This window comes from Pseudomonas sp. G5(2012) (genome assembly GCF_000408945.1).
GTDB classification, from domain to species: domain Bacteria; phylum Pseudomonadota; class Gammaproteobacteria; order Pseudomonadales; family Pseudomonadaceae; genus Aquipseudomonas; species Aquipseudomonas umsongensis.
The window spans coordinates 1-13,815 of record NZ_APIO01000118.1 but is presented as its reverse complement, the minus strand read 5'-3'; the positions used below and the strand labels follow the sequence as shown (position 1 = coordinate 13,815).

11 protein-coding genes are annotated in these 13,815 nt (G+C 61.4%); 8 read left to right on the top strand and 3 right to left on the bottom strand.

Annotated elements, in window-relative coordinates; translation table 11 throughout:
* Positions 1 to 16: 16 nt before the first annotated feature.
* Positions 17 to 1,375 carry a glutamine synthetase family protein gene (locus tag PG5_RS28310; RefSeq protein ID WP_020800513.1) on the bottom strand — a complete coding sequence of 453 codons (1,359 nt, stop codon included), beginning with the start codon at positions 1,373 to 1,375 and terminating at the stop codon, positions 17 to 19.
* A gap of 162 nt (positions 1,376 to 1,537) precedes the next feature.
* Between PG5_RS28310 and PG5_RS28305 the strand changes: the two genes are divergently transcribed.
* A complete protein-coding gene (locus PG5_RS28305; protein WP_020800512.1) occupies positions 1,538 to 2,470 on the top strand; it encodes a helix-turn-helix domain-containing protein in 933 nt (310 codons plus the stop codon).
* On the opposite strand, the gene PG5_RS28300 is transcribed toward PG5_RS28305, so the two are convergent.
* On the bottom strand, positions 2,467 to 3,048 hold the full coding sequence (locus tag PG5_RS28300; protein WP_020800511.1) for a cupin domain-containing protein: 582 nt from the start codon (positions 3,046 to 3,048) through the stop codon (positions 2,467 to 2,469). The genes PG5_RS28305 and PG5_RS28300 overlap by 4 nt on opposite strands.
* A 151-nt stretch (positions 3,049 to 3,199) precedes the next feature.
* Complete coding sequence (locus PG5_RS28295) at positions 3,200 to 5,161, bottom strand: FAD-dependent oxidoreductase (protein ID WP_020800510.1); 1,962 nt, start codon at positions 5,159 to 5,161, stop codon at positions 3,200 to 3,202.
* Between the two features lie 314 nt (positions 5,162 to 5,475).
* Between PG5_RS28295 and PG5_RS28290 the strand changes: the two genes are divergently transcribed.
* From PG5_RS28290 to PG5_RS28260, 7 genes are all read left to right on the top strand, one after another.
* Positions 5,476 to 6,525, top strand: coding sequence for an ABC transporter substrate-binding protein (locus PG5_RS28290; RefSeq protein WP_020800508.1), 1,050 nt, complete (start codon positions 5,476 to 5,478; stop codon positions 6,523 to 6,525).
* Between the two features lie 77 nt (positions 6,526 to 6,602).
* A complete protein-coding gene (locus PG5_RS28285) occupies positions 6,603 to 7,394 on the top strand; it encodes a class II aldolase/adducin family protein (protein ID WP_020800507.1) in 792 nt (263 codons plus the stop codon).
* A 216-nt stretch (positions 7,395 to 7,610) separates the two neighbouring features.
* Positions 7,611 to 8,270, top strand: a complete 660-nt coding sequence (locus PG5_RS28280) for a TetR family transcriptional regulator C-terminal domain-containing protein (protein ID WP_020800505.1) — start codon at positions 7,611 to 7,613, stop codon at positions 8,268 to 8,270.
* Positions 8,271 to 8,344: 74 nt separating this feature from the next.
* A complete protein-coding gene (locus PG5_RS28275; RefSeq protein WP_020800504.1) occupies positions 8,345 to 9,061 on the top strand; it encodes a response regulator in 717 nt (238 codons plus the stop codon).
* 32 nt (positions 9,062 to 9,093) lie between these two features.
* Positions 9,094 to 9,840 (top strand): ABC transporter substrate-binding protein, encoded by a 747-nt coding sequence (locus tag PG5_RS28270; RefSeq protein WP_020800503.1) that lies wholly within the window; start codon positions 9,094 to 9,096, stop codon positions 9,838 to 9,840.
* Positions 9,837 to 12,098 (top strand): ATP-binding protein, encoded by a 2,262-nt coding sequence (locus tag PG5_RS28265; protein ID WP_020800502.1) that lies wholly within the window; start codon positions 9,837 to 9,839, stop codon positions 12,096 to 12,098. The genes PG5_RS28270 and PG5_RS28265 overlap by 4 nt, the downstream gene beginning before the upstream one ends.
* A gap of 204 nt (positions 12,099 to 12,302) precedes the next feature.
* Positions 12,303 to 13,715 carry an amino acid permease gene (locus PG5_RS28260; protein WP_020800501.1) on the top strand — a complete coding sequence of 471 codons (1,413 nt, stop codon included), beginning with the start codon at positions 12,303 to 12,305 and terminating at the stop codon, positions 13,713 to 13,715.
* The last annotated feature ends 100 nt before the right edge of the window (positions 13,716 to 13,815 follow it).

Genomic DNA, 13,815 nt, shown 5'->3' with positions numbered 1-13,815 from the left:
CGAAGAGGTCTTCGAGTCAGACGCTGAGCAACAGGAACTCGCGCTCCCACGAGCTGATCACGCGCTTGAAGTTCTCATGCTCGGCGCGCTTGACCGCGACGTAGCCGCGCACGAACTTGTCGCCCAGGTAGCGGCTGACGGTGGCGCATTCCTCCATCTGCGTCAGCGCGTCTTCGATGGTGATCGGCAGGCGCAGGTTGCGCCGCTCATAGGCCCGGCCCTGCACCGCGGGGCTCGGTTCAATGCGCTCGACCATGCCCAGGAAACCGCACAGCAGGCTGGCGGCGATGGCCAGGTAAGGGTTGGCATCGGCCCCGGGCAAGCGGTTTTCCACACGCATGGCGTCGGGGCTCGAGGTCGGTACGCGCAGGCCGACGGTGCGGTTTTCTTCGCCCCATTCGACGTTCACCGGTGCCGAAGTGTCCGGCAGGAAGCGGCGGAACGAGTTGACGTTCGGCGCGAACATCGGCAGGACTTTGGGGATGTACTTCTGCAAGCCACCGATGTGGTGCAGGAACAACTCGCTCATGTTGCCGTCGGCGTCGGCGAAGATCGGCTGGCCGGTGGCAATGTCCACCACGCTCTGGTGGATATGCATGGCGCTGCCCGGCTCATCGCCGACCGGCTTGGCCATGAACGTCGCCGCGACATTGTGCTTGAGCGCCGCCTCGCGCATGGTGCGCTTGAACACGGTGATCTGGTCGGCCAGGTCCAGGGCGTCGCCGTGGCGGAAGTTGATTTCCATCTGCGCCGGGCCGTCTTCGTGGATCAGTGTGTCGAGGTCCAGGCCCTGGAGTTCGCACCAGTCGTAGACGTCTTCGAACAGTGGGTCGAATTCGTTGGCGGCGTCGATGGAGAACGACTGGCGACCGCTTTCGGCGCGCCCGGAGCGGCCCATCGGGGCCTTGAGTGGCAAATCCGGGTCTTCGCAACGCTGGGTCAGGTAGAACTCCATTTCCGGCGCGACAATCGGCCGCCAGCCTTTATCGGTGTACAGCTGCAGGACTTTCTTGAGCACGTTGCGCGGCGACAGTTCAATCGGGTTGCCGAACTTGTCGAAGGTGTCGTGAATCACGATGGCGGTCGGCTCGATCGCCCAAGGCACGACGTACACTGCATCGGATACCGGCTTGCAGACCATGTCGATATCCGCCGGGTCAAGCAGGTCGTAGTAGATGTCGTCGTCGACAAAGTCCCCGGTTACCGTTTGCAACAGCACACTTTCCGGCAGGCGCATGCCTCGCTCATGCAGGAACTTGTTGGTGGGTGCGATTTTGCCGCGTGCAATGCCGGTCAGGTCGCTGACGACGCACTCGACTTCGGTAATCTTGTGATCTTTCAGCCAAGTGAACAGCTGATCGAAAGGGACATTCATAAAGACCTCGTTATTGGTTTTATTAACGCCAGGAGAGGCCGGTTTCATCCGCCGGACACTTCCCCTGTAGCGCGTTGACGTCTATCTTGGGCGAGCCTTGCGGTTCCATCTATCCACTTTAAGCAGGACAAAGCGCACCAAAAGAGTGCGTAAGGTCACCCAATGACAGTCTGCAATTCACTACACGTTCAAGCGTTCAATACCTGTGATATCGCCGAGCAAATCCGTGCCACACCGGGCTGGGTCCAGCATTACCAACAGATGTCGCCGGGGCATTTTGCCGGCAGGGTGCGCTATCTGGATCTACAGGGCGTAGAGATTTACGAGGAGCACATGAACACCCGGGTCGAGCAGAATTTCAGCGCGCCACAAGGCGCGCTCGCGTTCTGTTTCGACCGTAGCGACAACGCGCTGTACGTGTTGAACGGCGAAAGCCGCAATATCTGGATCACCCCGGAGAACTACCAGGAAATCGCCGTGGTGTTCGGGCCCGAGTTTGTCCAGCGTCACGCCCTGGATGTCGCGCGGCTGGAGGGGTTGTTCATGGCGCCGCTCAATTCGCAGCAAAATGCATTGTTCAGCCGTTGGCTCAGCGCAACCCTGACCCAGCTGTCGCAGACCTACGACCCGCCAAGCCGCGAAGCCTTGACCCAGCAACTGCTGGAGGATTGCCTGTTCATCCTCGACAACGCCTGTACCTGCCTCGACCCGGGAGCATTGCAGCGCCGGGCAGGGGAGCGGGCGATCATGAAGCGGGTAGGGGAATGGGCGGCGGAGAGCCCGGAGGAACAGCTCAACCTGTTGGCGTTGTCCGAGGTCGCCGGGGTTTCATTGCGCCAGCTGCAGCATGCCTTCAAGACCTTCACCGGCATGGCGCCAACCCAATGGCTGCGCCTGCGCCGCCTGAACAGCGCCCGTCGCGAACTGCTCAGCCGCACGCCGGCACAAACCACCGTGGCCGAAGTGGCGATGCACTGGTCGTTCTGGCACCTGGGCCGGTTTTCCAGCAGCTATCGCGCGTTGTTCAAGGAACTCCCGAGCGACACCCTCAAGCGTGCAAGCGTGGTCCAGGCAGCCGGGCGTGGCCGGCGCTAGAAAGTCGGTGGGGTAATCACCCAGATCACCACGGCATCCACGTCGCCGGGATTGCCATAACGATGCGGTTCCTGGCTGGAGAAACTGAAGCTGTCACCTTCATTGAGTTGAAAGTAGCGCTCGCCGACCCACAACTCAAAGCTGCCTGACAGCAGATAGCCGGCTTCTTCGCCGTCGTGGCTATAGCTTTGCTGGCTGTAGGTGCCGGGCGGGAAACGCGAGTGAAGCATTTCCAGCTGACGGTTGGCTTGCGGGGTCAACAACTGGTCGACGATGCCGTCTTCGTAATGCACGTTCAGGCGGCTGTGCTTGCGCACGACAATGCCGTCGTCTTCAGGGTCGGTGACCGCCTCGCTGGCGAAAAACCATTGGATGGTCACGCCGAGACTGCGGGCAATGTTGAACAGCGCCGGGATCGACGGATAGGCGAGATTGCGTTCCAGTTGGCTGATGTAGCCAGCGGTCAGCTCGCTCTGTCGGGCCAGTTCCGCCAGGGTCATGCCCCGGCGTTTACGCAGGCCGCGAATCCGCGTGCCGAGAAAATGCGGTTCGGCCTGGGTCTTGCTGTCATTGCTCATACTGAGTTCCAAACCGGTAAGCTACGGCCCACTGTAGGAGCTGCCGCAGGCTGCGATCTTTTGATCTTGTATTTTGAAAGCAGGTCAAAAGATCGCAGCCTGCGGCAGCTCCTACAAAGGTTGGCGCTAAAGCCCCGGAGTATAAACAGGCTTAAAGCTCCCACGCGACTTTAAGTCCCTCATAAATCGCTTCTTCGGCGGTACGCGGCGCCAGGCAGTCGCCGATACGCCGAAATTCCACCAGGCCTTGCAGTTGCGCGCCCAGGGTATCCACTGGCTGATGGCCCTGGCAAAGCACCAGCGTATCGACGTTCTCCATCAGCATCGGCTCGCCGCTGGCGGTGTGTTGCAGGTAGACCGTGTTGTCGTCACAACCGTACAACCGGGCGTAAGGGATGACGGGAATGGCGAGCTTGTGCAACTCGCCAGCCAATTGATCGCGCACGTACAGCGGCAGGTTTTCCCCGCAATGGGTGCCGTTGACCGCCAGTTGCACTTGATGTCCGGCACGGGTCAGGCGCTCGGCGATACCGGGGCCGATCCAGTCGCAGCGCCAATCGACCACCACCACCGAGCGGCCGATTTTTACCTCCTCACGCAGCACTTGCCAGGCATCCACCACGTGCAGCTCGCCACCGCGCTCGAAGGGCGGCCAATAGGGTTCAGCACCGGTGGCGACGATCACCGTGTCCGGCTTTTCCTGCTCCACCAGAGCGCGGTCGACCCGGGTATTGCGCACCACACGCACCCCGGCCAATTGCATTTCCCGCTGCAGGTTGGTGCTGGCCCCCCCGAATTCACTGCGCCGTGGCAGCAGTTGCGCGAGCAACACCTGGCCGCCCAGTTGCGCGCTGGCTTCGTACAGGGTCACCTCATGCCCGCGCTGGGCGGCCACCGCAGCGGCTTTCATCCCGGCCGGCCCACCGCCGACGACCATGATGCGCTTACGTTTTACAGTCGCTTGGCGCTGGCCAAATATCAATTCACGACCGGTTTCCGGGTGCTGGATGCAGGAAATCGGCAAGCCCTTGTGGAAGTGCCCGATGCACGCCTGATTGCAGGCAATGCACGCGCGCACATCTTCCACGCGGCCGTCGTCGGTCTTGTTGGGCATTTGCGGATCGCAGATTAACGCCCGCGTCATGCCGCACACATCGGCCTGGCCACGCGCCAGAATCAGCTCGGCTTCCTGGGGCTGGTTGATGCGCCCGGTGACGAACAACGGAATGCTCAAGCCAGCCTTGAAGGTGCCAGCCTCCTTGGCCAGGTAGGCCGCTTCGATCGCCATCGGCGGCACGATGTGCACGGCCCCCCCGAGCGATGCCGAGGTGCCGGCGACAATGTGAACGTAGTCCAGCAGGGGTTGCAGCGATTGCACGGCAGCCAGGGACTCGTCTTCGGTCAGCCCCTCGGGGTCGCGTTCATCGGCAGAGATGCGCAGGCCGATGATGAAGTGCTCGTCGGTCGCAGCGCGAATCGCAGCGATGACTTCACGCAGGAAACGCAGGCGCTGCTCCAGCTCGCCGTTGTAGCCGTCGGTGCGCCGGTTGACGCGCGGGTTGATGAACTGCGCCGGCAGGTAACCGTGACTGGCAACCACTTCCACGCCATCGATGCCGGCTTGATGCAGGCGTCGGGCCGCCGCCGCGTAACCGTCGACAATCTCGTCGATCATTGCCTGGTCCAGCGCCCGTGGCATAACCCGGAAGCGCTCGTTGGGCACCGCCGATGCCGAGTAAGCCACGGCCAGCAGGCCATCGCTGGATTCCATGATTTCCCGTCCCGGGTGGAACACCTGCGACAGCACCACCGTGCCGTGGGCGTGGCAGGTTTGCGCCAGCTTGCGGTAGCCCTCGATGCATTCATCGTCGGTAGCCATCAGAACGTGGGAGGTGTACCGCGCACTGTCATGCACCCCGGCCACCTGCAGCACGATCAGCCCGACGCCGCCTTCGGCACGTGCCCGGTGATAGGCAATCAGCTGCTCGTTCACCAGGTTGTCAGTGGGCATGGAGGTGTCGTGACCGCTGGACATGATGCGGTTTTTCAGGCGCTTGCCACGGATCTGCAAGGGTTCGAACAGGTGAGCAAAAGCTGGGGTCGGGCTCGACATGGTGCGCATACTCCGGGCGGGCTGACCTGTAGGAGCGAGCATGCTCGCGATGGACGTAAACCATAACGCGGGCATTCAGGCAGCCCGCGTTATCGTTGGCCCCCATCGCGAGCATGCTCGCTCCTACAGAGGCAGCAGGTATTCGTTGTTTTTGTTGGGTCTATAAAAATTTACCCGTAGTAAAAAATCAACTTGTTTTTTTACTTAGCCTTGATTAGTTTCGTGTCGAGCCCGCTCCTGGGGCGAACCTCACCAACAATAAAAAAGGGCCATGCCGACCTTGGGTCGCCTGGCACCTGCACGAGGAACCACTGATGAAATCGAATACGCTCAAGCACGGTTTTTATCCCTTGGCGCTGACCCTGGCCATGGGCCTTGGCAGCGCACAGGCAGCGTCGGACATGGTGGTGGTGGGTTATGGCGGCGCCGGACAAAAAGCCCAGGACGTGGCGTTCTTCCAGCCTTTTGCCGCCGTGGATCAAAGCAAGGTGATCCAGAGCGAATACAACGGTGAAATGGCCAGGATCAAAGTGATGGTCGACACCGGCAACGTCGACTGGGACGTGGTGCAGATCGAAGGTCCGGACCTGATGCGTGGCTGCGAAGAGGGCATGTATGAGCGACTGGACTGGAATCGCCTGGGTGGCAGCGAAGAGTTGATCCCCGAGGCGGCGCAAGAGTGCGGGTCCGCCGCGTTGGTGTGGAGCGTGGCGATTGCCTACGATCGCGACAAACTGGCCCAGGCCCCGACGTCATGGGCAGATTTCTGGGACGTACAGAAAATCCCCGGCAAGCGCGGGCTGCGCAAGCGTGCGGTGTACAACCTGGAGTTCGCCCTGCTGGCGGACGGCGTGAAAACCGAAGACGTGTACAAGGTACTCGGTACCCCGCAAGGCGTGGACCGTGCATTTGCCAAGCTCACTGAGCTAAAGCCCTACATCCAGTGGTGGGAGGCCGGGGCGCAACCGCCGCAATGGCTGACCGCTGGCGACGTGGTGATGACCTCGACCTACAGTGGGCGCATCGCCGACGCCGCGCAGAAAGGCAGTCATCTGGGCCTGGTCTGGCCCGGCAGCCTGTACGGCATGGACTACTGGGCAATCATCAAGGGCTCCAGGCACGTCGACCAGGCCAAGCGCTTCATCGCCTTTGCCAACCAGCCGGATGCACAGGTGAAATACGTCGAGCAAATCCCCTACGGTCCGACCAATACCCAGGCCGCCGCGCGGCTCGATGACAAACTGGCGCAATGGGTGCCCACGGCGCCGCAGAACCTCAAGGGCGCGTTGTCGATGAACGTCGGCTTCTGGGTCGACCATGGCGAAGAACTGGAAGAACGTTTCAACGCCTGGGCCAGCAAATAAGTACAGGGGATGGCTGGACCTGTCGAAGCGTCCAGCCTTACTGTCTGCCCAACCGAACACCCTGGAGACCCCGAACGATGAGTAACATCGCAACCGCCCTGACCGCCCCTGAACGCAGCGCGACCGAACAGCGCCTGCGAGAAGAGCTGGCGGCCTGTTATCGCCTGATTGCACACTTTCGCATGACCGACCTGATCTTCACTCACATCTCGGTGCGTATTCCAGGGCCGGAGCATCACTTCCTGATCAATCCCTACGGGCTGATGTTCGATGAGATCACCGCGTCCAACCTGGTGAAGATCGACCTCGATGGCAACGCGGTGGAGCCGTCGCCGTACCCGGTCAATCCGGCCGGGTTCGTGATTCACAGCGCCATCCACGGTGCCCGCGAAGATGCGCAGTGCGTGCTGCACACCCACACTAAATCCGGTTGTGCAGTGGCGGCGTTGAAGTGCGGGTTGTTGCCGGTGAACCAGATTTCCATGGAGTTCTACGGCCGGGTGGCCTACCACGACTACGAGGGCGTGGCCCTGGACATGAGTGAGCAACAGCGACTGGTGGCCGACATGGGCGACAAGCCGGTGCTGATGCTGCGCAACCACGGCCTGCTGACCGTCGGCGAAACCGTGAGCCAGGCATTTTTGCGCATGTATTACCTGGAAAAGGCCTGCGAAATCCAGCTGGCGGCGCAGGCGGCCGGGGAGTTGGTCCTGCCACCGGCGCAGGTGTGCGCGCATACCGAGCGCCAGTTCAATGACCCGGGGCGGCCGCTGGAAGAGGGTGAGTTGAGCGACCCTGATGCCATGCAATTGGCTTGGGCGGCGTTACTGCGATTGTTGGAGCGGGTGGCGCCGGGGTATCGGGACTGATCGGGATCATGTGTGAATGGACTGACGCCTTCGCGAGCAGGCTCGCTCCCACAATTGGTCAAGGCGTTGGGAAATATCGTGCACGACAAGAAACCTGTGGGAGCGAGCCTGCTCGCGAAGGCGATCTTTCAGGCGGGCATACTCTTGCTGTACATTCGTTCAACTCGCAAGCCATAACGCGAGCCCCAACGATCGACAAACCAGGAGCAGTCGCCCATGAATCAGGAAGCCCGTTTTTCCCGCATGGAACCGGAGTTGCGCAAGGCCAATCTGATCGAGGCGACACTGGTGTGCCTCAAGCGCCATGGTTTCCAGGGGGCGTCGATCCGCAAGATTTCCGCTGAGGCGGGCGTATCGGTCGGGCTGATCAGCCATCACTATTCGGGCAAGGACGAACTGGTGGCCGAGGCCTACATGGCGATCACCGGGCGCGTCATGACGCTGTTGCGCGACGCCATGGAGCAAGCGGCACCCACTGGCCGGGAGCGTTTGTCGGCGTTCTTTCGCGCGTCCTTCTGCGCCGAACTGCTCGACCCGCAACTGATCGACGCCTGGCTCGCCTTCTGGGGCGCAGTGAAAACCGCCGAGGCGATCAATCAAGCCCACGAGCATTCCTATGGCGAGTACCGCGCGATCCTGGGCAAGGTGCTCAGGGAGTTGGCGCAGGAGGAGGGGTGGGAGGAAGGGGGAGAGCACTTCGACGCCGACCTGGCCGCGATCAGCCTTAGCGCGTTGCTCGATGGCCTGTGGCTGGAGTCCGGGCTCAATCCCGGGACCTTTACCCCCGAGCAGGGCATCCAGATTTGCGAAGCCTGGGTCGACGGTTTGCAGGCCGGCGGCCGGCAGCGGTTTTGCGTGCAGACGAGTAGCTGTTGATCGCCCGTTCAGCAGTGGCTACTCTCTGCCGCTGATGCAAGCCCTCTAATAAGAAACAAGCAGGACACCCAGCAATGACTCCTCGGGTACTGATCGTCGATGACGATCCGCTGATTCGCGAACTGTTGCATGCCTACCTGTCACAGGAAGGCTACGACGTGCACTGCGCCGCCACGGCGGAACTGGCCGAAACCTTCCTGGCCAGCCAGGCTGTCGACCTGGTCATGCTTGATATCCGCCTGCCAGGCAAGGACGGCCTGACCCTGACCCGCGAACTGCGCGTGCGATCGGAAGTCGGGATCATCCTGATCACCGGGCGCAATGACGAAATCGACCGAATCGTCGGCCTCGAATGCGGCGCCGATGACTACGTGATCAAACCTCTCAATCCACGGGAACTGGTGTCGCGGGCAAAAAACCTCATTCGCCGGGTACGCCATGCGCAGGCGCCACAGCCGGTTGCCGCTGTCGCCAAACCGGTCAAGCAATTCGCCGACTGGGCGCTGGACACCGACCGCCGGCGCTTGATCGATCCGGACGGCAGCGAGACCTTGCTGACCCACGGCGAGTACCAGTTGCTCAGTGTATTTTTGCGCAACAGCGGCCACACCCTTAGCCGCGATCAATTGATGGACCAGATCCGCAACCGCGAATGGGTGCCCAACGACCGCTCGATCGACGTGCTGGTGGGGCGCTTGCGCCGCAAACTGCATGACGATCCCGCCGAACCGCAACTGATCATCACCATCCATGGCGCCGGCTACCTGTTCACTGCCAGCCTGGCGGCGTGACGACGGTGGGACGGTTGCTCTGGGCGTTACTGATGTTATTGGCGAGCAACGTGCAGGCGGCGGACAAGATCCGCTATTGCGATTACCCGGTGTACCCGCCGATTTCCTGGAGCGACGGCAAACAAGTGCGTGGCCTGGCGCCCAGTGTGGTCAGGCAGTTATTCGGCCAACTCGGCTATGAGGTCGAGATTGTGGTGCTGGGTAACTGGAAACGCTGCCTGCTGGACGTTGCCGAAGGCCGGGTCGATGTGGTGCTCGCCTACAGCACCGCGCAACGGGAACAGAGCATGTTGTTTTCCACCGTTGCGGTGCTGCGCGAAGAAGTGGCGTTGTTCATCAATCGCCAGCATCCGGTGAAGTTCGAACAACTGCAGGACCTGGCCCACTACCGTGGCGGCTTGCTGTTCGGTGAAAGCTACGGCCTGGCATTCGATCGCATGGTCGCGCAACACAACAACATCGAATGGGTCGCCAGCAGCCGCCAGAATTTCGGCAAGCTGATTCGCGGGCGCATCGATTTCATCACCCAGGAGCGCCGCACCGGTGAGCTGTACGTGGAAACCCTGCCTGGCGCCCAGGACATCGTGGCCTTGCCCAAGGCCCTGAGCGTGGACTATTTGCGGGTCGCCGTTTCCCGCCGTTCGCCGTTGTCCGCCCACATGCCGCAGATTGATGCGCAGTTGCAGCGCATGGTGGATGCCGGTGATATCCAGCGCCTTCTCAATGAAAGCGAGGTCATCTACCGCGACATGATCAACCTGCCGGCGAACGCACAATGATCCGCGCACGTGCCGGTGGACTGCTGCGGCGCCTGCTGTGGTTCATCCTGCTGTTCAGCCTGTGTTTTACCGTGCTGGCCAGCAGCGTGCAGTTGTATATCGAGTATCGCCGGGAAATGCGCGAGATCGACTCGCGCATGGAGCTGATCCGCGCCGGTTACCTGGCCAGCCTGGAGCGCAGTCTCTGGGACCTGAACCAAGAGCAATTGAATGTGCAACTGCGCGGCCTGGTGGATTTCTCCGACGTCGCCAGGGTGCATTTGACCGGTCCCGATTTCGACCTGGTGCAAGGCAATCCCGCGCCGGCAGGGCCGTTGCGCATCGAGAGCTTTGCCCTGGATTACCAACCACCTGCCGGTCCCTTGCGCCATCTCGGCGAGCTGGAAGTCAGCACCGACCTGGGGGCGGTGTATCAACGCCTGTATGCCACCGGCTTGACCAACCTGTTGTGGATGGCGGTGTTTTTCTGCGGTCTGGCGGTGGCGTTGTCGGGGCTGTTTTATCGCCTGGTGACCCGGCATCTGAAAGTCATGGCCGAATTTGCCCGGCGCATTGCCGCAGGGCAATGGCACGAGCCGCTGCGCCTGGACAAGCGTCCTGGCGCGCAAAACGACGAAATCGACACCGTGGCCCATGCCCTCGATGACATGCGCAGGGCGATCCTCAGCGACATCGACCGCCGGGAAACCGACCGCCTGGCCCTGCAGGACAACCGCGACGAATTACTGCGCATGGTCGAGCGGCGCACGGCCAGCCTGATGCGCGCCAAGGACGACGCCGAAGCGGCCAACCTCGCCAAATCACGGTTTCTGGCCACCATGAGCCACGAACTGCGCACGCCACTCAATGGCATCCTTGGCATGGCCGAGCTGCTGAGCGGTGCCCGTCTCGACCCGCAGGACAGCAGACGCCTGGATGCGCTGCACAAGGCCGGCGAGGGGCTGCTGACGATCCTCAATGAAGTGCTGTATTTCGCCAAGCTGGAGGAGGGCACCAGCCTCCCGGAACCGGTGAATTTCTCGATGCGCCAATTGCTCGATGAAGTCCTCACGCTGCTGGAACCCAAGGCGCTGGACAATGACACGATCCTGCATTGCCGCGTCGATCAACGGGTGGCCGAGCATCACCACGGTGCCGAGCAATACCTGCGCCAGGTGCTGAGTAACCTGTTGGCCAACGCGATCAAGTTCACAGAAAACGGTGACGTCTGTGTCGAAGTGGCATTGCTCGCATTGCCGCCAGATCTGGGCGGACAGCGTCTGCGGGTGAGTGTCACCGACAACGGCATCGGTATAGCCCCGGCGATGCAGGCGAAGATTTTCGAGCGATTCACCCAGGCCAGCGAAGAAGTCGCACAGCGTTATGGCGGCACGGGACTGGGGCTGGCCATCTGTAAGCATCTGGTGGAGAAGATGGGGGGCTGCATCGGCGTCAGCAGCGAAGTCGAGCGCGGCAGTTGTTTCTGGTTCGAGTTGACGTTGCAGCCGGCCATCGAGGCCATTGCCTCGACGCCCACTTATGCGGCGGGCCCGGCGCTGGACATCCTGGTGGTCGAGGACGTGGCGCTCAACCGCGAAGTGGCCGAGGGCCTGTTGCAACGGGACGGGCATCAAGTGTGGCTGGCCAACGACGCTGAACAGGCATGGGCGCAATGCTCGGCGCGCAGCTTCGATCTGATCTTGCTGGACGTGCACCTGCCGGGCATGAGCGGCGTCCAGTTGTGCAAACAGATCCGTGACAACGACGGACCTAACCGTGAGACGCGCATCTTTGCCTTGACCGCCAGCGTGCAACCGGCGTTGGTACGCGGTTATCTGGATGCGGGCATGGATGGCATCCTGGCCAAACCCCTGAAGCTGGACAACCTGCGACAGGTGCTGGCGGGGCGGGCAACTACCGGCCTGTCCGAGGTTGACGACGCAGCGATGGACTGGCCGTTGCTGCAGACCCATCGCAGTTTGCTTGGCGAGCAGAAAGTACAGGGCTTGCTGACCGTATTGCGCGACTCAATCGTGCAACACCGTGAGGCACTGGGCGAAGCCATTGAGGCCGATGATTGCACCGAAGTCGCACAACTGGCGCACCGCCTGGCCGGCAGCGGCGATTCCCTGGGGTTTCGTGCCTTGGCCGAGGCATTACGGAGTCTGGAAATCGCGGCGCTGGGCAATGACCAAACCGCGATTCGATCGTTGGTGCCCTTGGTCGAAGCGCAACTGCAAGGTTCGCTGCACACGCTCAAAGGCCTGTTGCAGAGCTGACGTACAAATTTGTTACGACTTTCTACAACTTCGATCTTTACGTACAACAGGGCCTTACATGGCTTTCCAATAATCGACGCAACCGCCGCAGCGCGGTCTTCGAAGCTTATTGGAGATAATAATAATGAATTGCCGTAAAGCTGCTTCCTCCTTGCCTGACTTCCTGTCATGCGCTGCCCGCCTCAGCGAGTCGGGGTGCCGGGCATGAGCGAAAACACCGATCGTAAAGGCATCCAGCTGACTCGGGCCCTGAAGAGTCGGCACATTTTCATGTTGTCCCTGGGCGGCGTGATCGGCACCGGGCTATTCATGGGCTCCGGCGTGACCATCAACCAGGGCGGGCCGGTGGGAGCGATCCTGGCCTATCTGGTTGCCGGTTTCCTGATGTACCTGGTGATGGTCTGCCTCGGCGAATTGTCGGTGCAGATGCCGGTGTCCGGTTCGTTCCAGACCCACGCGACCAAGTTCATCGGCCCGGCCACCGGCTTCATGATCGGCTGGGTGTACTGGATGAGCTGGGCCACCACCGTAGGCCTTGAGTTCACCGCAGCTGGCATGTTGATGACGCGCTGGTTCCCGGAGGTGCCGATCTGGTATTGGTCAGCGTTGTTCGTGGTAGTGCTGTTCGGCATCAACGCGATGGCAACCCGTGCCTTCGGTGAGGCGGAATACTGGTTCTCCGGGATCAAGGTGGCGGCGATTCTCGGGTTCATTGTGGTCGGTGTGCTGGTGATCTTCGGCGCAATCCCGCTGACCAGTGGCGCGCCTGCACCGATGATGACCAACCTGATCGGCGATTCGTTGTTCCCCAACGGCATGTCCGCGGTATTCGCGGTGATGATGACTGTGGTCTACGCCTTCCAGGGCTGCGAGATCATGGGTGTGGCGGCGGGCGAAACCGACCAGCCGGAAAAAAGTATTCCCCGCGCCGTGCGCAACGTGGTGTTTCGCGTGTTGATCTTCTACGTCCTGGCAATCGTCGTACTGTCGGCCATCGTGCCGTGGCAGCAGGCTGGGCTGATGGAAAGTCCGTTCGTGCAAGTGTTCGACATGGTCGGCATCCCCTACGCCGCCGACCTGATGAACTTCGTGATCCTCACGGCGATCCTGTCGGTGGGCAACTCCGGCCTGTATGCCTCTACGCGCATCCTGTGGGCCATGTCGAAAACCGGCATGGCGCCAAAAAGCCTGGCGCCGTTGAGCAAGCGTGGCGTGCCATTGCGTGCGTTGAGCATCACCTTGTGTTTCGCCCTGGTGTCGCTGATGACCAGTTTTATTGCCGCCGACACCTTGTTCATGGTGTTGATGGCGGTGAGCGGGATGTCCGGCACCGTGACCTGGATTGTCATCGCCCTGGCGCAGTACAAGTTCCGCAAGGCCTACCTGCGCGACGGCGGCAAGCTCAGCGACCTCAAGTACCGCGCGCCGTGGTTCCCGGTGTTGCCGCTGATGTGCATCACGCTGTGCTGCTCGCTCTTCGTGTTCCTGGCACTGGATGAAACCCAGCGACCATCACTGTATTGGGGCTTTGGATTTATTGCGCTGTGTTATGGCGCGTATTTCCTGTTCCATCGCAAGCGTGAAGAGGTGTTGGCGCCGAGCCTGCCGAGCGTATAGATCCCTGTCTCAACACCCCCCCTGTGGGAGCGAGCCTGCTCGCGAAAGCGGTGCACCAGTCAACAGAAATGTTGAATGTGGTGCCGCCTTCGCGAGCAGG

What these genes read in the sequence shown, in the direction of transcription:
- PG5_RS28310 (WP_020800513.1), bottom strand. Translation starts at nt 1,375, where the DNA reads ATGAATGTCCCTTTCGATCAGCTGTTCACTTGGCTGAAAGATCACAAG.
- PG5_RS28305 (WP_020800512.1), top strand. Translation starts at nt 1,538, where the DNA reads ATGACAGTCTGCAATTCACTACACGTTCAAGCGTTCAATACCTGTGAT.
- PG5_RS28300 (WP_020800511.1), bottom strand. Translation starts at nt 3,048, where the DNA reads ATGAGCAATGACAGCAAGACCCAGGCCGAACCGCATTTTCTCGGCACG.
- PG5_RS28295 (WP_020800510.1), bottom strand. Translation starts at nt 5,161, where the DNA reads ATGTCGAGCCCGACCCCAGCTTTTGCTCACCTGTTCGAACCCTTGCAG.
- PG5_RS28290 (WP_020800508.1), top strand. Translation starts at nt 5,476, where the DNA reads ATGAAATCGAATACGCTCAAGCACGGTTTTTATCCCTTGGCGCTGACC.
- PG5_RS28285 (WP_020800507.1), top strand. Translation starts at nt 6,603, where the DNA reads ATGAGTAACATCGCAACCGCCCTGACCGCCCCTGAACGCAGCGCGACC.
- PG5_RS28280 (WP_020800505.1), top strand. Translation starts at nt 7,611, where the DNA reads ATGAATCAGGAAGCCCGTTTTTCCCGCATGGAACCGGAGTTGCGCAAG.
- PG5_RS28275 (WP_020800504.1), top strand. Translation starts at nt 8,345, where the DNA reads ATGACTCCTCGGGTACTGATCGTCGATGACGATCCGCTGATTCGCGAA.
- PG5_RS28270 (WP_020800503.1), top strand. Translation starts at nt 9,094, where the DNA reads ATGTTATTGGCGAGCAACGTGCAGGCGGCGGACAAGATCCGCTATTGC.
- PG5_RS28265 (WP_020800502.1), top strand. Translation starts at nt 9,837, where the DNA reads ATGATCCGCGCACGTGCCGGTGGACTGCTGCGGCGCCTGCTGTGGTTC.
- PG5_RS28260 (WP_020800501.1), top strand. Translation starts at nt 12,303, where the DNA reads ATGAGCGAAAACACCGATCGTAAAGGCATCCAGCTGACTCGGGCCCTG.